At 58.5% G+C, this 25200-nt stretch carries 22 protein-coding genes; 8 read left to right on the forward strand and 14 right to left on the reverse strand.

Features of this window, described 5'->3' with window-relative positions:
* From SFU85_08400 to tal, 4 genes are all read right to left on the reverse strand, one after another.
* Entirely contained in the window at nucleotides 1-1020 is a 1020-nt protein-coding gene (locus SFU85_08400; GenBank protein MDX6766798.1) for an alpha-E domain-containing protein, read from the reverse strand.
* 1 nt (nucleotide 1021) lies between these two features.
* A complete protein-coding gene (locus SFU85_08405; GenBank protein MDX6766799.1) occupies nucleotides 1022-2461 on the reverse strand; it encodes a circularly permuted type 2 ATP-grasp protein in 1440 nt (479 codons plus the stop codon).
* Nucleotides 2462-2553: 92 nt separating this feature from the next.
* The gene (locus SFU85_08410; protein MDX6766800.1) at nucleotides 2554-3330 is read right to left on the reverse strand and encodes a TIM barrel protein; all 777 of its coding nucleotides are present in this window, start codon (nucleotides 3328-3330) and stop codon (nucleotides 2554-2556) included.
* 3 nt (nucleotides 3331-3333) lie between these two features.
* The gene (gene tal / locus SFU85_08415; GenBank protein MDX6766801.1) at nucleotides 3334-4272 is read right to left on the reverse strand and encodes a transaldolase; all 939 of its coding nucleotides are present in this window, start codon (nucleotides 4270-4272) and stop codon (nucleotides 3334-3336) included.
* A 161-nt stretch (nucleotides 4273-4433) separates the two neighbouring features.
* Between tal and SFU85_08420 the strand changes: the two genes are divergently transcribed.
* The 6 genes from SFU85_08420 to SFU85_08445 all read left to right on the forward strand — a co-directional run bounded on the left by SFU85_08420 (nucleotide 4434) and on the right by SFU85_08445 (nucleotide 9378).
* On the forward strand, nucleotides 4434-4673 hold the full coding sequence (locus tag SFU85_08420; protein ID MDX6766802.1) for a hypothetical protein: 240 nt from the start codon (nucleotides 4434-4436) through the stop codon (nucleotides 4671-4673).
* A 1294-nt stretch (nucleotides 4674-5967) separates the two neighbouring features.
* Nucleotides 5968-6621, forward strand: coding sequence for a MotA/TolQ/ExbB proton channel family protein (locus SFU85_08425; protein MDX6766803.1), 654 nt, complete (start codon nucleotides 5968-5970; stop codon nucleotides 6619-6621).
* 4 nt (nucleotides 6622-6625) lie between these two features.
* Nucleotides 6626-7045 carry a biopolymer transporter ExbD gene (locus tag SFU85_08430; GenBank protein MDX6766804.1) on the forward strand — a complete coding sequence of 140 codons (420 nt, stop codon included), beginning with the start codon at nucleotides 6626-6628 and terminating at the stop codon, nucleotides 7043-7045.
* Nucleotides 7046-7082: 37 nt separating this feature from the next.
* Nucleotides 7083-7487 carry a GxxExxY protein gene (locus SFU85_08435; protein MDX6766805.1) on the forward strand — a complete coding sequence of 135 codons (405 nt, stop codon included), beginning with the start codon at nucleotides 7083-7085 and terminating at the stop codon, nucleotides 7485-7487.
* Between the two features lie 35 nt (nucleotides 7488-7522).
* Nucleotides 7523-8077 (forward strand): peptide deformylase, encoded by a 555-nt coding sequence (def, locus tag SFU85_08440; protein MDX6766806.1) that lies wholly within the window; start codon nucleotides 7523-7525, stop codon nucleotides 8075-8077.
* Nucleotides 8078-8172: 95 nt separating this feature from the next.
* A complete protein-coding gene (locus SFU85_08445) occupies nucleotides 8173-9378 on the forward strand; it encodes an amidohydrolase family protein (protein ID MDX6766807.1) in 1206 nt (401 codons plus the stop codon).
* Between the two features lie 32 nt (nucleotides 9379-9410).
* On the opposite strand, the gene SFU85_08450 is transcribed toward SFU85_08445, so the two are convergent.
* Together SFU85_08450 and SFU85_08455 are read right to left on the reverse strand one after the other, a co-directional pair.
* Nucleotides 9411-11168, reverse strand: coding sequence for an ABC transporter ATP-binding protein (locus SFU85_08450; GenBank protein MDX6766808.1), 1758 nt, complete (start codon nucleotides 11166-11168; stop codon nucleotides 9411-9413).
* Nucleotides 11165-13684 (reverse strand): glycosyltransferase, encoded by a 2520-nt coding sequence (locus SFU85_08455; protein ID MDX6766809.1) that lies wholly within the window; start codon nucleotides 13682-13684, stop codon nucleotides 11165-11167. The genes SFU85_08450 and SFU85_08455 overlap by 4 nt, the downstream gene beginning before the upstream one ends.
* Nucleotides 13685-13949: 265 nt before the next feature.
* Between SFU85_08455 and SFU85_08460 the strand changes: the two genes are divergently transcribed.
* Both SFU85_08460 and SFU85_08465 read left to right on the forward strand, forming a co-directional pair.
* Entirely contained in the window at nucleotides 13950-14675 is a 726-nt protein-coding gene (locus SFU85_08460) for a hypothetical protein (GenBank protein MDX6766810.1), read from the forward strand.
* A 160-nt stretch (nucleotides 14676-14835) separates the two neighbouring features.
* Entirely contained in the window at nucleotides 14836-15201 is a 366-nt protein-coding gene (locus SFU85_08465) for a hypothetical protein (GenBank protein ID MDX6766811.1), read from the forward strand.
* 41 nt (nucleotides 15202-15242) lie between these two features.
* On the opposite strand, the gene SFU85_08470 is transcribed toward SFU85_08465, so the two are convergent.
* The 8 genes from SFU85_08470 to SFU85_08505 form a co-directional block, all read right to left on the reverse strand.
* On the reverse strand, nucleotides 15243-16034 hold the full coding sequence (locus tag SFU85_08470; protein MDX6766812.1) for a TonB family protein: 792 nt from the start codon (nucleotides 16032-16034) through the stop codon (nucleotides 15243-15245).
* Between the two features lie 128 nt (nucleotides 16035-16162).
* Nucleotides 16163-17524 (reverse strand): tetratricopeptide repeat protein, encoded by a 1362-nt coding sequence (locus SFU85_08475; protein ID MDX6766813.1) that lies wholly within the window; start codon nucleotides 17522-17524, stop codon nucleotides 16163-16165.
* Nucleotides 17521-18210 (reverse strand): energy transducer TonB, encoded by a 690-nt coding sequence (locus SFU85_08480; protein MDX6766814.1) that lies wholly within the window; start codon nucleotides 18208-18210, stop codon nucleotides 17521-17523. Before SFU85_08480 ends, SFU85_08475 begins: the two co-directional genes overlap by 4 nt.
* Nucleotides 18207-18632, reverse strand: coding sequence for a biopolymer transporter ExbD (locus SFU85_08485; GenBank protein MDX6766815.1), 426 nt, complete (start codon nucleotides 18630-18632; stop codon nucleotides 18207-18209). Before SFU85_08485 ends, SFU85_08480 begins: the two co-directional genes overlap by 4 nt.
* 8 nt (nucleotides 18633-18640) lie before the next feature.
* Nucleotides 18641-20131, reverse strand: coding sequence for a MotA/TolQ/ExbB proton channel family protein (locus SFU85_08490; protein MDX6766816.1), 1491 nt, complete (start codon nucleotides 20129-20131; stop codon nucleotides 18641-18643).
* Nucleotides 20128-20994, reverse strand: a complete 867-nt coding sequence (locus tag SFU85_08495) for a DUF3450 family protein (protein MDX6766817.1) — start codon at nucleotides 20992-20994, stop codon at nucleotides 20128-20130. The genes SFU85_08490 and SFU85_08495 overlap by 4 nt, the downstream gene beginning before the upstream one ends.
* A gap of 338 nt (nucleotides 20995-21332) precedes the next feature.
* Nucleotides 21333-23087, reverse strand: a complete 1755-nt coding sequence (locus SFU85_08500; GenBank protein ID MDX6766818.1) for a tetratricopeptide repeat protein — start codon at nucleotides 23085-23087, stop codon at nucleotides 21333-21335.
* 25 nt (nucleotides 23088-23112) lie between these two features.
* On the reverse strand, nucleotides 23113-25173 hold the full coding sequence (locus SFU85_08505) for a tetratricopeptide repeat protein (protein MDX6766819.1): 2061 nt from the start codon (nucleotides 25171-25173) through the stop codon (nucleotides 23113-23115).
* Nucleotides 25174-25200: the final 27 nt, after the last annotated feature.

The raw sequence follows: 25200 nt of genomic DNA on the forward strand, positions 1-25200 counted from the left end.
TTACTGCTGTTGTTGCTGCTGCTGTTTCTGGATCTGGATTTCCTCCTCGAGGGAGGTGGTGGCGTGGGAAATGTAGCTGGTGTAGATGGCCGAACCGATGGCGTTGAGCTTCTGCTGCAGTTCATCCAGATAATCGTGCAACCCCAGCCGGAGGACGTCGTCCAGGGTGCTGTAATTGAGTTCGGAAAGGAGACGCCCGGAAATGCGCTCGGCCTCCCGGGTGAAAGTGCCGGGAGTGCTGCCGGAAATGCTGCGCAGGGACTGGTCCAGGGTATTGGCGCAGTAACGGATGGAACGCGGGAAGCTGTCGTTGAAGATCAGCAGCTCCGCCACTTTCCAGGGGAGGATGTCGGTGCTGTAGGTCTGCTGGTAGGTTTCATAGGCGCTGCAGGAACGGAGCACCGCGGCCCATTGCACGGAATCGACGCTGGCCGCGGCTTCTCCGGCCACTTCCGCCTGGAGATTGTGGTATTTGACATCCAGCAGCCGGGTGGTCTTGTCGGCACGCTCCAAGAAGAGGCCGGCGGTGAAAAACTGGCGGCGTTCATCCCGGGGCATGGTCGCGTTGGCCAGGCCTTGGACCAAATAGGAGCTTTGTTTGACCTCGCGGTAAAACGCGGTCGGGCTTTGTTTCCAGATTTTTTTGGCATCCCGGGCCCGGACAAAAAGGTAAAGCCGGTTGATCTCCTCCCACATTTCCTGGGAAATCTGGTCGCGCACACTACGGGCGTTTTCCCGCGCCGCCGTCACCGACATGAGGATGGAGTTGGGGTTCTTGGGATTGAAGGTCAGGAAGTCGGTCACGTTCGCGCTGTCGGCCTTCTTGTGCAGCTTGGCGAACAATTCCTCATCCCCCAGACTGACCACCAGCGGCTCCCAATGCTGCTTCAACGCCTTGTCATCCAGCTTCTGGTAATCGAGCAATAGCTGGAGGTTGACATCGACGATGCGGGCGATGTTCTCCGCCCGCTCGGTCTGGCGGGCCATCCAAAACAGGGAATCGGCTACACGCGACAGCATATCATTCGTCTCCGAAAAGCACCCAGGTGTCCTTGCTGCCCCCGCCCTGGGAAGAATTGACCACCAGCGAACCCTTGCGCAGGGCCACCCGGGTCAGACCACCGGGCATGATACGCACTTTATCGCCATAAAGGATATAGGGACGGAGGTCGATGTGGCGGCCCTCGAAGACGCCGTCGGTGTAGGTGGGGTGGCGGGAAAGGGAGATCGTCGGCTGGGCGACGAAGTTGCGCGGTTCCTTGATGATCTTGTCGCGGAATTCTTTGAGTTCGGCCTTGGTCGCCTTGGGACCGATGATCATGCCGTAGCCCCCGGCCTCGTTGGCCGACTTGACCACGAGTTCGGGCAGGTGCTCGAGGACATACTTCATGTCCTGCTTTTCGTTGGGCAGGTAGGTGTCGACGTTCGGCAGGAGGGGCTCCTCTCCGAGGTAGAATTTGATCATGCGGGGGACAAAATAATACATCACCTTGTCGTCGGCCACGCCGGTGCCGATGGAGTTGGCCAGGCTGACGTTGCCCGCGCGATAGGCACTGACCAGGCCGGGCACGCCGAGGGCCGAATCCTTGCGGAAGACCATCGGGTCGAGGAAGTCGTCGTCGATGCGGCGGTAAATGACGTCGACCTGTTCGAGCCCCTTGGTGGTGCGCATGTAGACCTTGGCATCGCGGACCAGGAGGTCTCGCCCCTCGACGATCTCCACGCCCATCTGGCGGGCCAGGAAGCAATGCTCGAAGTAGGCGCTGTTATAGATCCCCGGGGTCAGAACCACCACGGTCGGGTCGTCTTTGCCCCGAGGCGCGATGTGGCGGAGGGTGTGCAGAAGGTCGGCGGCGTAGGTATCCACCGGGCGGACGCCCATGCGGTCGAACAAATGCGGGAAGGCCCGTTTCATGGCCTGTCGGTTTTCCAGCACGTAGGATACCCCGGAAGGACAGCGGCCATTGTCCTCCAGGACAAGGTAACGCCCGTCATTGTCGCGGATCAGGTCGGTGCCACAGATGTGGATGTAGATGTCGCGGGGAACATTGCAGCCCATGAACTCGGGCCGGTAGTGCTTGGCGGAAAGCACGTATTCCGCCGGGATGATCCCCTCCTTGATGATGCGCTGCTCGTGGTAGATGTCCTTGAGGAAAAGGTTGAGGGCGGTGATGCGCTGGGTCAGACCCTTTTCCAGGAATTCCCATTCTTTGTTGGGAATGATGCGGGGAATGAGGTCGAAGGGAAAAATTCGCTCGGTCCCCTCCTCGTCCCCGTAGACCGTGAAGGTGATGCCCATGCGCAAGAAGGAAAGGTCCACCTCCTGTTGCTTGCGCTCGAAATCACGGCGGTTCAATTCCTTGAACCGTTCGAGAAGGGCACGGTAGTGGGGGCGCGGTTGCCCGGACTTGACGAACATCTCGTCGAAAAAACCTTCGGTGGCGTATTTGGAGAACAGCATAGCTGGCGTCGCCGTATCCCCGGCAACGCTAGGAAACAAGCAGGAGGCGTTCCTGACAAGGGGAAAAGGTGGTTCTTTTGCCAACCCACATGCTACAGCCAGGATTGGAGCGCCTGCGCTTCCCTTTCCAAAATCGCCGGCTCGTCCCCTGGAACAAATTCCAAGAGCACGGGCACATCCCTTCCGCCCCCCCGCAAGGCCTCGAAACAGGGCTGCCATAAAGCCGCCCCCTCCGCCAGGGGAAGGCGCTGCTTCCCATCGGGCCAGTGGAAGACATGCACATGCTCCAAGAACGGCGCCAGATGTCGCAGGTCATTCAAACGGTCGGAAAGGCCCGTCCCATGCCGGGGCTGCCAAAGTGTCCGCAACGCAGGCTGGTCGGCCTCGGCCAGCAGTTTCAAAGTCGAGTCCAGATCATCCGTAAGCGTCCCGGCATGGAACTCCAATGCCACCCGCAAACCCTCGCCTCCGGCCCGTTCCGCCACCCGGCGGCATTCCCGCGCCACCCAGTCCCGGTAAGCCGCATCCGCCTGCGAAGAAGCCCGGGTGCCGGCCCAGATGCGGATCACCGGGGCCCCCAGGGCCCGGGCAGAAGCCAGCACCGAATCGAAGGAAAGCCCCTCCTGTTCACTGTGTCCGGCGCGGAAGTAGGAACCGTAGCACACCACGCCCAAACCCGCTTCCCGGGTGGCCTCCCCCACCGCCTTGGCGGTTTCGGTGTCCCCGTGCGGCACATGGATGTCCCCGCCCCATTCAATGCCGCGCAGACCGCAGCGTACCGCAGCCGACAGCACCTCCACCGCGTTCAAGGCACGGAAGGTCACCGACACCAAACCGGGGACCAGGGTCGCGGATGCTTCCACAGCCACGGATCAGCGGGCTTCCTGGATCATTTTCTCCAGTTTGACCGAGTCGACCGCGAATCCCCGGATGCCTTCGGAAAGCTTCTCTGTCGCCATCGCATCCTCGTTCATCATCCAACGGAAGGCTTTTTCATCGAGGCTGATTTTCTCGGCAGCGCTGGCCTTGGCCGCGTCCGCCGAAAGCTTGCGCGCCAGGGGTTCTTGGCTGTCCTTGAGTTCTTGGAGGAGGTTCGGACTGATGGTCAGCAGGTCGCAGCCGGCCAGTTCCTGGATCTCACCGATGTTGCGAAAGCTCGCACCCATGACCTCGGTCGGGTAGCCGAATTTTTTGTAGTAGTCGTAGATTTTGCGCACCGAGAGCACGCCGGGGTCTTCGGCGGGGGAGAAATCGCGCCCGGCGTTTTTCTTGTGCCAGTCCAGGATCCGACCGACGAACGGGGAAATGAGCTTGATCCCACCCTCGGCGCAGGCGATGGCCTGGGGCAGGGCGAAAAGCAGGGTCAGGTTGCAGTTGATGCCCTCTTTCTGGAGAACTTCCGCCGCTTTGATCCCCTCCCAAGTGGAAGCAATCTTGATCAGGACGCGCTTACGGTCGATGCCCGCTTTTTCATAAAGCGAAATCAATTGTCGGGCCTTGGCCACGTTGGCGGCGGAGTCAAAGGAAAGTCGCGCATCCACTTCGGTCGATACACGGCCCGGAACAATCTTGAGGATCTCCAACCCAAAGAGGATGAGCAAATGGTCGGTGATTGTTTCGATCGAGGCACCCGGGTTATCTTTGACGGCCTTGAGCAAGAGGGCTTTGTATTCCTCTTTCTGCACGGCCTTCAGAATGAGGGAAGGATTGGTCGTCGCATCCTGGGGCGCATAGGCCTTCATGGATTCGAAATCGCCGGTGTCGGCGACCACAGTGGTGAATGCTTTGAGTTGGTCGAGTTGATTGCTCATAGAATGGGTTGTGGGATGGTGAAAGCGGGATCGTATTCCCGGGGGGAGTGAGCGGCAAACCCTTTTTTGGCCAAGTTCCCCCCAACCGTCGTCATCAAACGGTCGCGGCGATCCAGCCGCAAGGGGATTGCAAGCCTTCGGAAGCCCGGCATCTTGACACCATGAGCGCATTGCAAAACGTGCAGCGGGACTTGGCGGATTATCTGAATGCCGTGGCCTCGGTGAAAAACCAGGGGAAAGACGAACTCGCCCGCGCGGTGATCGCCCTCGAGGCCCACAGCCGGAATCCCGACCCTTCCCTGCCGGGGCCGCTGAGGCATTACCTCGAATCACGCAGCTATCGCAAGGCCTGGGAATGGCTCCAGGGCCAGACCCCGGCCAAGGGTTCCTGCGGGAACTAGGACGGGGGATTCCACCGCAGAGAGCGCGAGGGGCGAGAAGATCGAGGGGGTTGGTGACCTCCCAGTGATTCTCCATAGGGTTCATAGGTTCCTTAGGGCAAATACGGCGATTCACTGCAGCAGAAAGTCCGTTCAATCAGAAATCGATCCAAACCAAGCCCGGTTCGGGCCCTCGCAGTAAAAATCTTCCACGGTGAACAACCGGTGTACAACTGGGAAATAGTTCCCCTAACCTGCTTGCCCTGTTTGATTTATAACCACAGGGCATTGAAGTAACTTATTCACAAGTGCTTGCCATTAAACTACTTAGACAAAGTTTTTCTTGCCAAATCCATTGGTATTGCTACACATGAACTTAGTTCTTTGAAAGAAAAGTCTGCCGGGAAACCGGCGGATGGGATAATCCCGGGTGACCGGGGAACGATCGGTGCCAGCTGGTGGCCCGGTCCCTCTGCACGGCCGAAAGGCACGGCGGCAGGCAACTTTCACCAGCCCCTCTGGAGGTGGTCGCACACCTCCAGCTCCTGCGAAATCAGGGGCTAGGCGGAAAGCCGTGGAACCGGCGAAGGCTGGTCCAAGAAACAACGGCGATCCGAGTGAGAACCCTGGCGTGTTTCGACGCCGGGGGGAACACAGTGACCCGGAGGGTCACGGTTGCTACTGTGCACCAGCACGGGGCGGTCGTCCCGGAGTTGAACCAAACTCCACAAGATTCCAGCCACGGGCTGGAAAACGCAAGGGGACGGACGTGTCGGGGAGTGGGTCCGCCGGGCAAGGCGGACAAAACCTCCTGATTCCGGCAGCGCTACAAACGGCGCCGCCGGATGACGAATCGAAAAGCAACCTGAGAGTTAAGAGGTCAGACCCGTCATTCAGGGCCAACGTGCCGCCAAAAGCGGCAGCCGTCCCTGAAGAAACCGGTCCAGACGCGGAATCCGATCATTCGTCGGCGTGTCTGGACCCAGTTGGGCGAGCGAGCCGCCGGCAGGCGGCCACCGAACCCAGCCGAGAGGCCTCACTCAATAATCCCGCATGGGTGACCATCGGGACGGCCCTGCTACGAGGCCGGAGACTCCGCTTGCCGTGGAGAATAGCGTCGGGAAGCTGGCAGCCCACCGCAAGGTGGAGCGCCGAATGCCAGCCATCGGGAAAGAGCGCGTGGCGAACGCCCACCCCCACTTTTCAAACCCCCGGGACCCACCATCCCGGGGGTTTCTTTTTGCCCGGGTCGGCCGAAGATTCCCGCTGGCATCGCCCGCCGGCTGCCGCTATCTTCCGGTTTCTTCACACCACCATGATCGAAAAAATCATCCATTTCTTCAGCGTCGGCGGCGTCTTCATGATCCCCCTGATCGTGGCCTCCATCGTCTCCCTTTCCTTCATCCTCGAACGCGGCTTCGCCCTCCGCCGCTCCCTCATCCTCCCCGAGCCCCTCCTCAACGCCATCACCCGCCTCCGCATCGGTGCCTCCACCGACGAACTCGAACAATACGTGGCCTCAGGGGATTCGACCCTCTCCCGGCTGGTCCGCATTGCTTTGGAACACCTGCCCTGGAGCAAATCCGAAAACATGGAAGCCATCCAAACCCAGGCCCGCACTGAAATCACCCGCATGGACCGAGGCCTCGTTGTATTGGAAATCGTCACCGGCATCGGCCCCCTCCTCGGCCTCCTCGGCACAGTCTCCGGCCTCATCTACGTCTTCGCCGGCATCGGCTCCGACAAAATCGCCACCCAGGGCATCCTCATCGCCAAGGGGATCTCCGAGGCCCTCAACTGCACCGTTTTCGGCCTGGTCATCGCCATCCCCTCCCTCATCGCCCACAGCTACTACACGAAGAAAATCGAAGCCATGTCGGCGGAGATGGAGAGCGCCTGCATGGACCTCTTGACCAAGCTATACCTCAAGCCCGAGGCCCCGGTCCCCGGCAAAAACCCGGAGCCATGATCCCATGCGGTTCTACACCCGCCAGCGCCGCCCCCTCGTCATCAACCTCGTCTCGTTGATGGACATCCTCACCATCCTCCTCCTCTTCTTCATCGTCACCACCACCTTCCGCAAGAACGAACCCGAGGTTCGGATCAACCTGCCGGAGTCGACCCAGGGCACCGAGGAAACGAAACCCACCGAGCCGGTCATCCTCTACGCCACCAAGGACCAGAAAATTTTCGTGGGCACCCGCGAGGTCCAGCTCGCCACCCTGACCACGGAGTTGAAACAGACCCAGAAAGAACTGGGCGCCCCGGTCTTCGCCCTCAAGGCCGACGAGGAAGTGCCCTTGGGCTTCTTCGTCAAAGTCATGGACGCCGCCAAGGAGGCCGGCCTATCCGATCTCTCCCTCTTCACCGAAAAACCGGGATCTAAGCCTTGAACTTGAACAGGAGTTAACAGAGACAACGGAGCAAGGCATGCATCCACTTTATCCCAAGGCCGCGGCCCTCACCGAGTCCGTCATTGGTGCTGCCATTGAGGTCCATCGGGAAACTGGCCCTGGCTTGATGGAATCCTATTACGAGCGTTGTTTGATCCATGAACTGCAGCTTCGCCATCTCACTTGCACCTCCCAAAAACGTGTGCAATTCACCTACAAGGGGTTGGTTATCGACGAACCTCTCCGTTTTGACATCCTCATCGAGGATTGCCTGCTGGTCGAAGCCAAAGCCGTTGAAACCGTTTTACCCATCCACAAAGCCCAACTCATCACCTACATGAAACTTCTCAACATTCCCTTGGGCCTCCTGATCAACTTCCACGAAACCACCCTCAAGAAGGGCATTCACAGAATGATCCTCCCCGGAGCCAACCAACCCTGATTTGCCTTGCTCTGTTACCTCCTGTTCAACTCCCCATGATCCTCCCCATCATCCCCTACGGCCATGCGGTGCTCCGGAAAAAGGGCCGCACCGTCCCCGCCATCACCCCGGAAATCCGCCAATTGGTCGCTGACATGATCGAAACCATGCGCGCCGCCCACGGCGTAGGCCTGGCCGCCCAGCAGATCGGCCAGGACCTCCAGCTCTGCGTCATCGAAATCACCCCAGAAGTCAGCAAGGAGCGTCCTTCGCGCAAATGGGTCGATGGCAAGGAAACCGACCCCCACGAGCACATGCCCCTGGTTCTGGTCAACCCGGTCATCGAAATGACCAAGAAAAAAGAAACCGGACCCGAAGGCTGCCTCAGCTTCCCCGGACTCACCGCCGATATTGTCCGCGGTTACCGCGTGAAAGTGACCCACCAGGATCTGGAGGGAAAGACCCACACCTTCGAGGCTGCCGGCCTCCTCGGCCGCGCCGTACAGCACGAATACGACCACCTCCAGGGCGTCCTCTTCATCGACCGCATGGACCCCGCCGACCGTGCGGAGTTGAAGGACGAAATCGAGGCTTTGCGGCGAAACGATTGAGAGGGGGTGACAGGCGGGTGAAGACCACCCTCCCGGGCTTGCCTCTTTCGTTCCTCTGTTGATCCGGAACACGCCCTGCTCCACCATCCTGCAAGATGTTGATCCAAGCCGATGCCGTCCTGACCATGGACGCCCCTGACCCCTTCCCGGGCGGGGTGCGGGTGGAGAACGGCCTGATCGTGGATGTCGGGCCCGGGCTGCAGCCCCGCCCCGGCGAGGAAGTGCGGAAACTCGGCCGCTGCGTCCTGATGCCGGGTCTGGTCAACGCCCACTGCCACCTCGACTACACCGCCTTCAAGGGCGCCCTTTTCCAGGGCAGCAGCTTCACCGAATGGATCAAGCGGATCAACGCCCTCAAGAAAAACTTCAGTTCGGACGACTTCCTCCATTCCATCCAACTGGGCTTCCAGTTGTTGCAAAAATCCGGCTGCACCACGGTACTCAATATTGAGGCCTTCCCGGAACTCATGCTCCGCATGGACCGCCCCCCCCTGCGCACCTGGTGGTTCCTCGAACTGATCGACCTGCGCACCCACCTGGCCCACGAGGAAATGTTGCTCGGCGCCCTGCAGTTCTTCGACAGCCACCCGGACTGGCTCGGTGGCTTCGGCCTCAGTCCCCACGCCCCCTACACCGCCTCGATCGAGCTCTACCGTCTGGCCAAGCACTGCAGCGAGCAGTCGGGCATGCCCATCACCACCCACATCGCCGAATCGATCGAGGAACAGGAAATGTTTCTTTACGGGGAGGGTCCGCTGCATGAATTCCTGGCCGGATTAGGGCGCAATATGGAAGATTGCGGCCACGGATCCGCGCTCTCACACCTCTTGGAACACGGCCTGCTCCATGAACGCTGCCTGGCCGTGCACTTGAATTACCTCCAGGAATACGATTGGCCGCTCCTGCGACGTCACCCCCTGCATGTCGTTCACTGCCCCAAGTGCCACGCCTACTTCGGCCACACCCGCTTTCCCATGGAGCGGCTGCGTGAATCGGGCTGCACCATCAGCCTCGGCACCGACAGCCTGGCCAGCAACGACACCCTCGACCTGCGCGCCGAAATCCGCCAAGCCCGCTGGACTTTTGGCGACATCCCGCAAATGGAATGGCTGCGCATGGTCACCGTGAATCCAGCCCGGGCACTCGGGCTGGAAGGCAAACTGGGGGTGATCAAACCGGGCGCCTTCGCCGACTTGGTGGCCTTCCCCTGGCCGGAAAACAGCGACCCCGCGGAATCCGTCATCCAGTCACGCGAGGAGCCCGAGCTCCTGATGGTCGGCGGCTCAGTCATTTCCCCATAATGGTGTCAGACACCATTATCGGGGCAGCCAAGTCAACCTTTGGCCGCGTTCCATAGTTGGTGGTAAAGACCCCGTTTGCCCAACAATTCGGGGCCGGTGCCGGATTCGACAATCCTGCCATGCTCGAGGACGAAGATCCTGTCCACCTCGTGCACGGTACCCAGCCGGTGGGTCACGATGAGCGTCGTGGGATCGGCCATGAGGGCTTTGAGCGCCCCCATCAATTCGGCCTCGGTTTTCAAATCCAGCGCACTCGTCGGTTCATCGAGCAACAGAATGGGGGCACGACGGAGAAAGGCCCGCGCGATGCCGATGCGCTGGCGCTGGCCTCCGCTCAGTCGAACCCCACGTTCGCCCACCTCGGTATCGTATCCCTGGGGAAGTGTGGCGATGAAACCATCAGCCTGAGCGGCACGGGCTGCTGCTTCCACCTCCCCCTGGGTGGCCCCGGGCCGGCTGTAGGTGATGTTGTCCCTGATGGAGCCGTTCAGTAGCAATGTATCCTGCAGCACGAGGGACATGTGTTCCCGCAGGGATTTCTTGGTCACGGTCTTGAGGTCCTGGCCGTCCACTCTCACCACCCCGCTGTCGGGATCGTAAAAGCGGGGAATCATGGAGAGGATGGTTGTTTTGCCGGCCCCGGTCCCGCCCACCAAAGCCACGGTCTGGCCGGGCTCCACGGTCAAGGTGATGCCGCCCAGAACAGGCCGTTCTTTCTCATAGGCAAAGGTCACCCCCTGCAACTCAATACGTCCTTTGCCCGGACGAAAGACGCCCGCATCCGGCGCATCGGGCACCTCGTCGCGGGTATCCAGCACCTCGAACACGCGTGAAGCCCCGGCCGCCGCACCTTCCATGGCCCAGACAGTGTAGCTGAGTTGCTCGAGTGGCTGGTAAAACATGGCCAGATAGGATATGAAAACGAAGAGCCGCCCGACATCCAGCCGGCCCTGCTGGACTTCCTGGGCTCCGAAGTAAATCAGGGCGGCCGTGCCCGCGGTGGTGATCAGTCCGACCACGAGCGAACTGACGACCTGGGTCAGGGTCAGGCGGCGGTTGGCGCTGAGTGATCCCTCGGCCTCTCCCTCGAAACGGCGGATTTCGTTTTCCTCCCGCCCGAAGGCATGGACAACGCGGATGGCGCTCAGGGCCTCGGTGACACGGGACAGCACCGCGCTTTCGCGCACCTGGACATCGGTGCTGTCGCGGCGGACGCGGTGGGCGAAGTAGTAGATGGCGGCGAGAAGAAACGGGATGACGGAAACCGAGACCAGGGTCAGGAAGACACTTTCCCTCAACATGACGGCCAGGAAACCGGCCAGGGTCAGGCCACTGCTGACGATGGTCACGAACCCGCGGTTGAAAAAAGTCTGGATCGACTGGGTGTCGTAGGCGACGCGGAAGGAGGAATCCCCGCTGCGACGGTAGTCGTGGAATTTGAGCGGGAGGTATTGCAGGCGGGCGAAGACCTCGGTGCGCAAACGGAGAAGGGCGCGCAGGCCGATTTCGATCAGCCAGTAGTTGTTGAACAGGTTGAAGACGCCCCAGACCAGTTGGATCGCGATGAGGGAGAAGACCGCCCAGAGCAAGGCCTCGCCCATGCCTACGGTGCGGCCGATGAGGGGCAGTTCGGCCGAGGTGGTGCCTTCCTTGAGCAGGTTGAAGACCCAACCGACCGGCCAGGGGGAAAGGAGCTTGAGACCGATGCTGGCCAACAGGAACACCAGGGCCAGGAGGATGGTCGGCACGAAGGGCCGGTAGAAGTAGGCGATCCGCCGGTAAAGGTTCACGGCTTTGCCCCGCCCCGCACGGGGAGGATCTCGATGCTGATCGCGGCGGCCTCGATCAACTCAGCCACCCGGCGGCGGATGAGGAGTGCCCGCCCGAGCCAGTAGGTGACCTGGAGCAGGCCGGCAGCAAAGAGGTATGGACGTGCCTCCTCGAAGGCCAGGCCGAACACCGTGATGGCGCCGGCAATAAGGACGGCCATGAGAACCGTGAAGCTGTTCAGGACGGCCGTATTGGAAACCCGGACCATGATTTTGCCTTTGGGATAATATTCGGTCAGTGTCCGCAGGCGGATATGCCACCAGCGGCCGGCGAAGATTTCCACATCCCAGTCGGACCAGCCGTTGTCGGGAACGTATTTCCAGCCCTCTTTGTCGAGCAGGCGGAGGATGGCGGCCAGCAGTTGGGTGCGGTCCTTGTGGTTTTCGCTCCAGTAATTCAACTTGCCGCAGGAAAACAAATCGGGGGTGTCGTGGGGTTCTTCCTCGCGGGATTCCAACACCGCGGCGGGGGTGCGCTTGCCGGCCAGCCAGGTGATGTAACGCGCCCAGGCCCGGGCGATGGGCTGGGCCCAGGCCAGGTAAAGCAGGAGCAGGCGTGAGAGGATGGTGTCGTGTTTGGGTTCCATGCGCGCGCTGGCCATGTAGGAGAGCGCCCCGACGAGGGTCATGCCGAACATGAGCAACGGCACCACGCGGATCTGAACGACTTGGGAGGAAAGGAAGAGGATGAAAAGGGTCAGGAGGTTCCACTGCAGGCTGCCGACCACCCAGGTCCAATCCATCGGTGGACGACGGTAGATCGATTGGAAGAAACCCATGCCGAACTCCCCGTGGTAGATGACCGGCTTGCCGAAAATTTCATCCATCACCGGCACGCCATAAATCACGCCTCGCCAACGGGCCGAACCGGAGGAATCAAAATAGTTGAGGTGTTTGTAACGCAGCAGGGCCTCGGCTTCGCCGTAACCCTTTTGTTGGTTGAAGTAGGCTTTGACGGTGAAGCGGCGATGATGCCAGACCACCGCCGCCGGGGAAAAGCCGATGATCTGGCCGAGTTGGATCAGACGCCAGAAGACATCGACGTCGTCCCCCGCCTTGCGGTAGATGGCGTCGAAGCCCCCGATCATGTCCAGAGCCCAGCGATGGAAGGCCATGTTGCAACCGGGCACGTGCTCGGCGGTTTTGTCGTTCAGGAGCACATGGCTCGGGGATCCAGGGGCGGCGGCCACGGAAGCCTGCACCCAGTTGACCGCAGGCGGGGAAATGTTCGGTCCGCCCACTGCGGCGAAGGGCTCGGCCAGCAGGGTTTGGATGAGGAAGTACAGCCAGTCGGGATCGGGCATGCAGTCGGAGTCGGTGTAGGCGATGATCTCACCGGTGGCCGCGGCGGCCCCGACGTTGCGGGCCACACTCAGGCCCTTGTTCTCCTGACGGAGGTTCCGGACCTTGGGAAAATCGGCCAGGATTTCCTGGGTGTCGTCCTTCGACCCGTCGTCCACCACGATGATCTCGAAGTCCGGGTATTCCAATTTTTCCAGGGCTTCCAGGCAACCGCGGAGGGTGGGCGCACCGTTGTAGCTGCACACCACCACACTGGCCTTGGGCCAGGGCTTGGCGGCGGGGAACTTCTTCCACAGGGGTTCACCGGACTTGAGCGTGGTCGCAGCAATGCGGTGATAGGCCTCCTTGGGCCGTCGGTCGGCCTTGACCAGGCCGAAGGCCCAGTCGGTGATCAACTGCCCGCCGGTGTACCATTCGTCCGTCCAGGCAAAAACGATCGTTCCGGCGGCCCCACCGGAAAAGACCTCGTGGTAGTGGCTGCCGATGAGGTCGGCCTGCTCGGACTCCGGATGGCGGATGGTGTCCATTCCGAACTCGCCGATGAGGAGGGGTTTTTCCCCGGCCAGATTCTGCAGGCGGGCCAGGTAGCCCCGGAAATCCTTCATGTCGTGGAGATAGACATTGTAGGAAAAGAAATCGACGTGGCGGGGGCTGAGGTATTCGGTGGGGGGGAAGTTGGCGTAGGAAACCAGGGCTCCGGGGTCTTCCTGCTTGATGATGTCGATGAGGGTATCGAGGAAATTCTCCACCCGGCGGGGTCCGTACCAGCGGACCAGATCGGTCTGCATCTCATTGTCGACGTAGAAGCCGAAGAGGGCGGGATGCCCGGCCTGCTCGCGGGCGATCTCACGGACCGTGCGGCGGATGCGGATGCGCATGGGCCGGTCGTCGAGGAAGAGCCAGCGCAGCGGCCATGGAATGGTGGTGAGGACGCGGAGGCCATGCTCCTGGGCCAGGTCAAAGAACCAGCGCGGGGGGTGGTGGTAGACGCGGACGAGATTGATCCCGGCGGCCGTCATGAGGGCGAAATCGCGCCCGACTTGGTCCGGGAAGGGAAGATACCATTCCTTGCCGTTTTCCTCGCGCACGGGGAAGGGTCCGTAAGTCACACCTTGGACCCGGAATTTGGTGTCTCCGTCGAAGAAAAACTTCGCCCTCGCTTCGATCCGTCTCATCTTTGGGATGGCGCATCGTAGGGCATGCCCCGCCGGACGCAAGAGGGGAAGAGGCCGGAAGGCAGGCTTGTCGATTCTCCCTGTTTCGCCTAGGGTAGGATGGTGATCGGCCCCAACCAACGAACCTATTCCGCCGACCGGCCAGACCCATTCTGGCGGGCCTCCCGTATTTGCGCCCGGTTGCACCTGAAGGCCTGCTGGAATGACCGGGATCGCCGCATCGCCCGGCTTCTCAGCCGTGATCCGGGGGTTGAAAACCGGCTGATTGACCAAGCGCTTGCGACTTTGGAGGCACGACGTCGTCATGCGCGAGGATAATCCCGCTTGGCCCTGGAAACCGCGCCTCAACTGGGACACTCCTGCCGGCGTCTTGCTCCAGCAACTTGGACGACTTCTTGAAGGCCGCGGCGAATTCGAGATCGTTGTCTTCGGCTCCGCCCCCCTGCAATTAACCTTGGATGCCTCATTCCTCAGTGCAGACGTGGACCTCATTTCCGCTGATGATTTGACCGGCTTGATTCATGAAGCGGGGTTGGGCAAAGGCCAGAGACCCTTTTATCTGGAGCAAACACCGGCGAATGTTTTTCGCTCCAGTCCTGCCTGGAGGCTGCGGGCACACACCGAAAGCCAAGGTTCGGTTCGTTGGATCTTCCCGCACCCCGTGGACATTCTGGTTGCCAAAATACCGCGCTGCGCCCCCAAAGATCTGAATGCTTTCGCCCTGGTGATGAGAGAAACCGGCCATCCCAGCGAAGGAGAGTTGAAAGCGGCTTTGGCGGAAGCGGTGGACATCTTCCGTCCGGGCTTTGATGAAGAAAACCCTGCGGGTGATCCCGTCAACAACGTGCGGCAGATTTGGAACGCGCTCTACGGGAAAGAAATAGATGTGCGGGCGGAAATCATCCGGCCTGCGTTGGAGGCACGCCGCCAGGCTTTTGGGGAGGACGTGCAAGACATCAAATCCGAGCTCAATCGACGCGCTGATTCCTGAAGCAAACTACCTGCGCGATATCAAAAGCCGATTGGGAGCAACTTCGACGTGCCCCGCCGGACGCAAGAGGGGAGACAAGGGGTGCAACGCAGGCAGAAAGTCTTCATTTTGTAGCCTTTTCAACCTTGTTTTGACTCAAAGAAATCAGAATGATCTACCTATGAACATTTTTAACTCCTGCTTGAATCCCATAAGAGTCTGCCTCCTTCTATCCGCGATCTTGATGCTGGTGGGTATCTCCGCCTGTGCCAAAAAAGGCCCCGACATGATGGGCGAGTGGGTTCCTGTGCCTGAAGCCAATCATTTCCGGGTCAAGGCCATCCGCTTCGAATCCGATGGGTCTTTTTACTTCGACCAGACTGCCGGCAAATGGGAAATCAAAGAGGGCAACAAGATCACCTTAATCTTTCCCAATGTTTTACCCAACACCTACGAGTTTGAATTCTCCAAGGAAGGCAAACTCATCCTCAAGGACCAGGCCGGAATCGCCGGGGAATTCACGCGGCCGGGCAGGGTCGGGATTTGATACCAGATCCCATCGATTCAGAGCCTGCCCGGATAACCCAGTTATTGGACGCGCCTCAGATCAAAGGGCGGTCTGTTGCTGGACTCTGGATGGAATAGCAGGGTCAACTTGACCTGGTAGCTCCCATAGTTGGGAGTGAGGAAAACCGGTTTGGTACCCGTTTCCTGCTCATAACGGAGCGAGGGATCGAAGGGGCGGAATTCCCATTGTCCGGCCGCATCCAAGGCAGGCTGCCCAAAATCCTTGTGGGTGAAATCCCCCAGACGACTCTGTGTCACCTTGCCCAGAGGATTCACGGTCAATATCACATCGGCGTATCCTCTGAGGTTTTTACCGCGCAGCGTCGCGGGATAAAGGGGACGGGGTCCGACAATGGGGAGGACCGGGATGGGACGCTTGGCCAAGTCGTAGAACTCGGCGGAGAAATAGGAATCGACTGAAGGCTTGAAGGTGAATTTCTGCCGCACCTTGACCGGAGAAACAGTCCCGAAACGCTTGGCGGGCAGGTATTCCCAGTAAGGAATGACCGACATGACTGCTTTCCCGAACAAAGGGTGGGAGGCTTCCTCCAGATGCGGAGAAACCACGCGCCCGGCGCTGTTGATGGTGAACACCACCGAAGCAGAGCCCGGCTTACCGGCCAACAGATGCTCGCGCGGATAAATGGGCTGGTAGGCCAGAAGCAATTGAGGCTTGGTGTCCTGTGCCTGTTTATCAACCTGCAGAGGGGCCGTCACCTTGGATTCGGGGGTGCTGGTGCCGCCGGAAGACGCGACCGCGGCGGCAGGAAACGCCAGAATGATCCCAAGAACAATCCGAGCAAAAACTTTCACAGAAAAGAGACTACCACAAGACGTGGGCTGCTGTCAGCCGTCAGCATACCTGCTGTCCGGGAATGCCCCCAATCTGACGGGTAAACCAGTCAACCAGTCGAGAGCATCCAGGAACTTTTTCGGGGGGATCAAATTCCCCCGCCCTTGGAGCGGGCCAAAGCGCGGATTTGTTCCAGATAACGGGCCACGGAATCTTTGGGTGCGATTTTTTGCGCGTCTTCCAGAAGAGAAACCGCCTTGCTGTAATCCTTCTTGCCCGCGTAGATCTGCCCCATGCGTATTTTCGCGTCTGCTGCCGTCGCCTCAATGGAGGCGGCACGCTCATAAGCAAACAAAGCTTTGTCCGTCTCACCGGTTTCTTGGTGGTTTTTACCCAGAAGCATCCAACCCTGTCCATCCAAAGGGTCTTCCTCAACCACTTGGCGAAGAATCACTGCGGCTTCCGCGTTGGCTCCCGACTGGAGTGCCAGTCTGGCGCGCACACGGAGCATACGGGCCTTCAACGGGCCGGAAGCGATTTTGGTTTGCAGCAAGTCAAGCAACTGCCCTGCCTCTACCGGATTGTTGTAGGCCACAAGCACTTCCACAGCGCGGAGCGCCTTTTCACCCAGGGCGGAATCGGACGCGATGGCCCGTTTGTAAGCACTGGCCGCAGAGAGGGGGAGCTTGGCGGAAACGTAGATATCCCCCAATTGATACAGATCGCCCGTTTTGGCCGCGCCCCTTCTGGCCACCATTTCCAAGGTTTCGGCCGCTTTGGTCAAATTCCCCGATGCCATGAAAATTTGTGATTGCTGTTGGAGAAGGGCGGCGTTCTCAGGGTCGCGAACCACCATTTCGTCAATGGCTGCAGCAGCATCGGCCAATTTTTTCTGCCTGACCAAAGAAACCAGCAACCCCTGCCGCCATTCTTTGCTGTTGGGCTGTAGCAAAACCGCCTGACGGAAAGCACTCTCTGCGGCCACAACATCGCCCGCACCCAAATGACACCTTGCCAGCATGCCATAAACGGAGGGATCAGCTTCACCGAACTCCAACGTTTTGACCAGATAGCGGGCAGCATCTTGAAAGCGCTGTTGTTGGGCCATGATCAGCGCAAGGTTGCGGTAGGCTGCGCGGAAATTCGGAAACTTACGGATCGCTTTGAGATAAAACTCTTCGGCCTTGGGCAGGTTGCTGGTTTCTAGGTAAAGATTCGCCAGGATGAGATCAAACCGCGCATTGGTCTTGTCATCCACGTAGCCTTCCAACTCGGTCATGCCGCTGGCGCGATCGTCGCGAAGCATTTGCTGGAGGGTGGTCAGGGTGAGGCGGTCTTCCTCGGTCAAAGAAGGCTCCTTGCCTGGATCGACGCCGAAGCTGCCGATGAAGGATTTGACGAATGTCGGATCCTCCCACATCTGCTTTTCGGGGGTCTGTGTCTGCGCTTGGGTGTCGGCCAGCAAGAGCCCCAGGATCAATGAAGTAAGGTTGAGAATGCTCGGTTTCATGCGGAAGGGGGGATGCGGATGGACTGGGCGACTTTCGTCGCACTCTTCTTGCCATCCCGTTTTGCCGGTTCAAAAACCCATTTCATCAGGGCATCCTTGACGGGCCCTTCCAGGAGTGAGTCGCTGGCTTTTTCGATCACGACCTTATCGACCCGGCCACGATCGTTGATGAACAAGAGTGCTTTTACACTGCCGCCGGTTTTGCGGATACTTGGAGGGACCACGGGTTCGACCGTGGAAACCACCTGAGGCGGCTCAACAGAATCGGAGGAGCCCAGCATTTCTTCCATATCCGACCTTCCGCCCGGGCCCCCAGTGCCCCCAATGACACCCCCGGATGCAAAAGATGTGCCGCTGCCGAAAGAATCCATCCCACCTGATCCGCCGAGGGCGCTTTCGAGATCGGAAAGACTGATGGCAGCCAGTGCTGGAGCGGGGTTGTTGAGCTGCTCGATTTCTTGGTTGATCGAGTTATCCGGAGGCGCTTCTTCTTTTTCCTCCGGTGGAGGTTCTTCTTTTTTGATTTCCTTTTTTTCCGGCTTTTTCTCTTTATCTTCCTCTTGGGCGACGATTTCCACTTCCTTAACATCCTTCTTTTTTTCGTCGGATTTATTGAAAAGCAGGCCGCCAAAAAGCAGCACGGCCAGATGGAGCGCAACGGCTGCAATGACAGCGATCGTTCTCATTTCTTTTCTGTGGAAATGCCCACTTTGCTGATGCCAATTTTCTTCACCTCATCAAGGACGGAAACCACCACTTTGAAATCGGCGTTGCCGTCACCGTTGATGATGATGTTGGCCTCTTTGTCGGTGGCCTTGAGGGTCTGAAGCCGATAGGGAAGCTGGGCAATGGTGATCTTGTCCTTGTTATAAAAAACTTCGCCTTTTTCTGTGACGGACAAGGTAACGGTGGTGTTCTTTTTGTCATCCTGCTTCGAAGCGGAGGAGGCCGCTGGAACCGCCACTGTAACCCCCTGGTTTTTGGTCATGGTCAGGTTCACCAAAATGAAGGTGGCGCAAAGGAAGAACATGATGTCGATCAGCGGCACAATTTCGATGCGCGCTTTTTTCCGGCCACCTTTTGTTTTTCCTCCTCCGCCTCCAGCCATAACACTCCTTAAGAGGCCAGCGTAACAGGGGCGCGGACAGGCACCGAGGCGTGTCCGGGAACTTCATGTCCACCGTTGGAATGGCGAGCCCCTGCACTGGCTATGGCCAGTTCCAATTCCCGGCCGGCATGCTCCAGTTCGTGCTGGGCCTCTTCAATGCGATCATTGAGGAAGTTGAGAGGGATCAGGGCAAAAATAGCGATGCAAAGACCGAAGGCCGTGGCGATGAGCGCTTCGGCGATCCCCCCGGTGATGGCCGTGGTTCCGGAGGCCGCATCCGTGCCACCCATCCCCTCGAAGGAACCCATCATACCGACGACGGTTCCAAGCAGACCGAGCAAGGGAGCCATGGTGATCACGGTATCCAGCATCCAAAGGCGCGCGGTCCAGCGCTTCATTTCTTTGGCCGTGGCGGCAGTGATCGCTGTTTGCAAAGTGTGGTCTTGGTGTGAAAGGGCATAAGCCATCACTTTGGCCACATAATCCTTCGATTGATTCCCGGCATTGATGGCCTCCTGAATGCTTCCTCTATGGATGGCCTGGAAAATGGCATCGATGGATTTTTTGTTGCGCTGCGAATTCTTGAAAAAGAAATAAACCATGCGTTCGATCGAGACAGCAACCCCGATAATCGAACAAATCAGAATCGGCCACATGATCGGGCCCCCGTGGATGAATTTTTCCACCAAGCTGGCCTTTTTGAGAAACGCGCTCAAAGCGCCGCCCTTGGTCGGGTCGTAGGGGATGATGCCCTGGCCGGATTCGACCAACTGCTTGATGCCCGAACCCAAAGCGGGATCCAGGATGCGCAGGATCGGACGCCCGGCCCCGGGCTGGCCGATGAGCAACCCCGGCACACCGGCCTGGGAATAAAAAACCGCCACCGGACCAATCAGCGCGGCCGTGCCATCCACCACCGTTCCACTGGCATCCAAGGCGGAAGCCGGAAACTTCATCAGTTTGTGGATGTTGATCAATCGATTGAACGCGAGATCCACCACCTGGGCGCGGACGGCAAACTTTTCCTTTGTCGAGAGATTGTTGTTTTCCGGGGCCAACTTGGCCTCGGTGATTTTCGCGATGTGTTGGGGGAGCTCTGCCGGGTGGATGCGGGTTTCCAAACCGAGGATGAATTCGTCAACCAAGTTGCCCAGGTAAGTGTTTTCTTCGGTGCGGGCCTTGATTTCCAATTCGGCCTTGCGCCGGTCCAATCCGGCAGTGTCATAGGCGCGTTGCTTTTCTTCAAAGACTTTGCGAAGTTCGGAGAGCTTGGTTTCCAAAGCGGCCAGATTATCCGTCAGTGGAATGCGCTCCAGTTCGATGGATTTGCGAAGAGCCGTCAGGCTTTTCTCAGCTGAAGCCAGATCCTCCATGGCGGAACGCATGACCGCCACATGACCGGGAGATTCCGCCCCCACGAGGGAGGACAGGGAAAACAAAAAAAGTCCGAGGGAGCACCCGATGGAGGACGCGTGATACGTGAAGGAATGGATTTTCATTGGATGACGGCCGGCAAAGCGACAAATTTCGCTTTCATTTTGTTGGTGAGAATCGCTTGGATTTCGCGGAGTTCAAAAGCCAGTTCTGGTTTGGAGGTCCACTGCCAGCCCGTGTCGGTCAAATGACCGTAACCGACGTATTCACCCGTTGGGGAGGTGTAGTACCCGTGGGTCAATCCAAGGTAAAGCGTCTGAACCTCGACTTCTTTCCCCCCGTCAACTTTTCGGACTTCGTTCACAACGGAGGATTCGTTTTGCAACTTGCTGACTTCATTCAGAATGCCGATGACGTTCTGGAAGCGTTCGGCCAGGGTGATCTTGGTCGTTTTGGCGTCGGTGGGCATGCGTTGGAAGAGGGGGGTGATCTTCGTTTGAAGGGGAGAGGGCAGGCGGTTGAAAAGGACACGGACGTTATCTTCGAACTTCAACACATTGTCGCGTAAGGCAGCCGTGGCTGCTTCCTCCGATTTGCGTTGTTCGTTCAAGTTGGAAATTTCAGTCTGGATTTTGGCCAAATTGTCCTCGGTTTCCTTGACCTGCTTCTCCAGGTCAGCGATCTGCCGCTCCAACAAAGCGGTGCGCTCGTTGAGGATCTCTTTACCCGTCTGCCAGTCCTGCCGCTCTGCGGAGATGATGCGGTTGATTTCGACCCACTTGGCAATGATCTCACGCTCCTTATCGAACTGGGCACGGATCTGGGCGGCATCATTCGCGGAGGGCGCGTTGGCCGCGGGAGCGGCTTCAGCAGCCTGCAGAGGGCCGGTATTTTGGGAGAGAAAAACGCCCACCAAGGCGTAAAGGAGTACGGCCCACGGACGGAGTCCAAAGACCTGGGTTACCGACAAATACTTCGATGATTCCATGCGCTCGGTTTCTTATAAAAAGCAGCCCGTTCAGAGTCCGGAAATGCTTTGATTCAAGTGATTTAAAGGTGGCCATATATTATGGCTTTTATGTTACATAAAGGTCTCAAATGGACGACAATCCCAATTTCTTACGGAATTTGCCGTAATAATTCAGCAGTCGTTGAATAAACACATATGAGAAGGAGCATGGTTTGGCGGAATCCGCTCTGAGAACATCGAAGTCGAGAAACAACCTAGTATTTGGTCATCCCACCAGGCTCCTGCTTAGCCGTGCACGTTTCTTGGCAGAGCATCCCTCCTGCTCCCAATTTTTGAATTTGTCGAATGACTGACGACTATTCGACCGGAATCCGACTTTTGATTCCTTTCATAAGACGTGCATCCACTGTGTGGCCCAAGCGTTCAGCTTCGAGGAGTTGAGCGTATGCCTCTCTGTGTTGGCCCATCCGATCCAAGGCAATGGCATGCTGAACGCGCAAAACGGGATCAGGCCCGAGTTCTTTCAGGGCCATTCTCTGATCGGCAACGGCTTTTTCGGGTTCTCCGGTCGTCAGGTAAACCAATGCCCGGTTTGCCCGCGCTTTGGCAAAATGGGGAGAAATCTCCAACGCCTGCCCATAACTCTGAAGGGCTGACGCATAATCCTTCATGTCGAAATAGGCATTGGCCAAGTTGTAGAGGGCGGCAACTCTGAGATGCGGCGCGCTGTTCAAATCAATGGCCCGCAGGGCCATTTCGACCGCTTCAGGAGCACGCCCACGATCCACAAGATAGGCGGAATAATTGACGTGAGCCAGCCAACTCGAAGGGTTGGCCGCTAGAGTGGCATCGAAAAGTGTGCGCGAATCCCTCCAGTTGGCGGCAACCCGCAGGGTCAGAGCCGACAAAACCAAAGCCAAAAGGCCGCCACCAGCAAGTGCCCAGCGCGGGGGAACCCACGAAATGGAACCCACCAGAGCCAGCGCAATCCCCGCCAGTGCGACGTATTGATAACGGTCGGCCACATTGGAAATGTTCTGGAAGTAAAATGGAACCCAACCCATGGAAGGTGCCAAAGCCAAAGCCCAAAAAACCAAACCCATCATCAAACCGGGGCATTTCCGGAAAAACAAAACCAGCATTCCCAGGACGAGAAGAACCCCCACCGGAATCCAAACAAGCGAACTTTCGAGAACCACCGCAGTCGTCCGTCCATAATCGATGGTCATCGGCCAGGGATAGAACGTCTTGGTCAAATAAAACAGCGAGGCATCCGAGGCCACCCATAGTTTTTCCAGCCAGGACGAAAGACCGCCAGTCTGGGCCGTATCTTGAGCACGCGTGGCAAAGAAAACCGTGCCCAAAGCAGGCACGACAAAAGCGCCGATCCGCGCCCAAACCCGAAAATCCCGCAGTGAATGACAATGCCACTCCCACCAAACCACGCATGCGACCAAGAACACCTGGGAAGGCTTGGAAAGGATCGCCAATAAGAAGCAAATCCAGGCACCCATCCACCACCGCCATCCCATCTCTTCTTTGCGAGAAGCCTGGAAAAGGAGAGCGAGACTGCAAAAAACCCAGAAAGCACTGAACACATCCTTGAAACCTGTCACCCAGGCCACTGGTTCGACCTGCATCGGATGCAGAAGGAACAACACGGCACCCGCTAGGCAGGATTCCGGGGAGGCCTGAGGCAGAAATTTTCGGATCAAGTGAAAAACACACAGCGAGTTCAACAGGTGAAAAAGCAGGTTCACTGCGTGGAATGGCCAAGGATCCAGGCGGCCCCACAATGCCAACGACCATTGGGCAACGCCGGCCCAGGCCGTGTACGTGACCGGGATGTACATCCGGATGAAAGCGCCTTCCCAGTAGGTGTGCAAATGGCTCAGCGGCCGGGCAGCCATCAAAGGGTTTTGATAAATATTGGCTTCATCGTCCAACAACACGAAGTCGTGGCCCAGCAAACGGCCGAACACAACCAAACCGAGAAAAACCAGCGTCAGCGCAGGCCAGAAACGAATCATCCATGTCCACAACAGAGCCAAGCTACCGACAGATGGAGCGCGATTTGTGCCTGCGCGAACTTTGGACGATTTTTTCTTCACGGCATTATGACAATCGAACCACGCTTCAAGGGATCAAATATGGGGATCGGGCATTGAACAGCTTTTTCTTGCTCTCAAATTCACGACGCCGGTCCGCGCTTGCCGGATCATCCGGCAATGCAACCATTGCCCGTGAGATCGCCTCGAGTGCTTCTTCGTACCTTCCTCCGGCGGCCAGGGAAACGGCCAGCGTTTCGAGAAAATCCGGATCACTCGCGCGCGAACCAATGGCAGCCCGCCGGGCCAAACTGATGGCCTCGCTATTGTCCGAACCTGCCGTCCTTTTCTTCACAGAAAGGTACCAGGCCAAATTGTTCAGCACCTCCGGGGCTTCGGGGTGAAATGACAAGGCCGTGCGCAGCATGTTCACGGCACCCTCCTGATCACCCCTTCGGAACATGATCGAGGCCAACCGCACCCGGGGAGAAAGAAGACGGGAATTTGAGGCCAATGCTTTGTGGCTCCAATCCCAAGCCCCTTGAACATCCGCACGGTCCCAATACAACTGGGCCAGACGGTCACTGGCCTCGGCATCACCGGGTTTGATTCGCAGCGCCTGCTGGAAGGCATGCTCCGCGCCTGGGAAATTTTTCTGCAGCACCAGAAGTTGTCCCATATTGAGCCAACATTCGTAATAGTCAGGCTGCAGCTCCAAGGCTTTCCGGAATTCAGCGCGTGCCAGTTCAGGCTTTTCCATACGCACCCAGGCTATGGCCAAATTCATACGTACCACCGCATTGAGCGGGTCCATGACAGCCGCGGCCTGCAACTGGGCCAGTCCTTCCTCTTTTCGATCCAACCTGAGAAGCTGTTGGCCGAGAGCCATGCGGATGCCAAAAAAGTGCGGGTTGATGCGTAGTGCCTCCTGATAGTGGTGCAGCGCCCCTTCCTCCTGGTGCTTTTCCGCCAGATAACTTCCGTAATTGACGTGTCCCAACCAGCTTTCGGGATTGTGTTGAAGTGTGTGCAAAAAGAGCGCACCGGAATCCTTCCACCTCGGCAGGGCCGCGCAGGCAAGAATGCCCAGGGCCACCGCGACAGCCACACCCGCCAAACGCGCCACCCGGTGCCTGGTCCGGTCCAACAACTCACCCCAAACCAGGCAAAGTCCGGCCAGGGCGGCATATTGGTAGCGGTCGGCCACCGTGGAAATATTCTGAAAATAGAACGGCATGAGCCCGAGGGATGGGAGCATGGCAAGCATCCAAAAAACAAGGCCAGACACGGGCAGGCGCCACGCTCCACGGAAACGAACGATGACCCACGTCAGGACAAGCGGCAATGCGACCAAAATCGGTGTCCACATATCCGTGAGAACGCGAACCGGGCTCCGGCCGTAATCAATTGCAATCGGGTTTGGATAGACTGTTTTCCAAAAGTAGAGCGTCGCAGCATCCAAGGCCACCACCGGGCGGAGATGCCACGGGGCTGCGCGCATTCCTTCCGCGACTTGCTGCGCGTTTCTTGTCCAGAGGACCGCCAGAAGAGCCATCAGGCCAAAACAGCAGATACGCAGGGCACGGCGCCCATCCCATTTCCACCCGGCCTTTTGGCCCTCGACCAGGAACACCACCCCCGCGAGGAAGACATGCGAGGGCTTCGCCAAAAGAGCGGCCATGAAAAAAACCAACGATGCCGCAAACCAGGGACGGGACGGACTGTCCGCACTTTTTAAGTAGCACGCCAGGGCAAGCAAACACCAAAACGTGCTGAACACGTCCTTGAAACCGGTGATCCATGCCACCGGCTCCACTTGCATCGGGTGCAAAAGAAAAACCAACGATGCCAGACAGGAACACGTGCGGGAAAGGCCCGGCCGCCATTGGCGGATCAAGGCGTAAACCAGAAGCGCGTTGGCCACATGGAAGCCCACATTCAGGACATGAAACACCGAAGGGTGCAGCCGTCCTGTTAGGAACAGGGAAACCCAGGAAACCAATCCCCACATGGAGTAGGTCAGGGGTATATACAGCTTGTGATAAGCCTGCTTCCAGAAGAACGCCAGGTTTGCCAGCGGCTCCGAGAGAAAAAACGGGTTTTCGTAAATATTGATCCCGTCATCCCAGACAACGAAGCCATAGTTCAAGACCTGGCTGTACACAAGAAGCCCACA

It is taken from the genome of Candidatus Methylacidiphilales bacterium, assembly GCA_033875315.1.
Lineage (GTDB): Bacteria > Verrucomicrobiota > Verrucomicrobiia > Methylacidiphilales > CAZTYG01 > JANRJG01.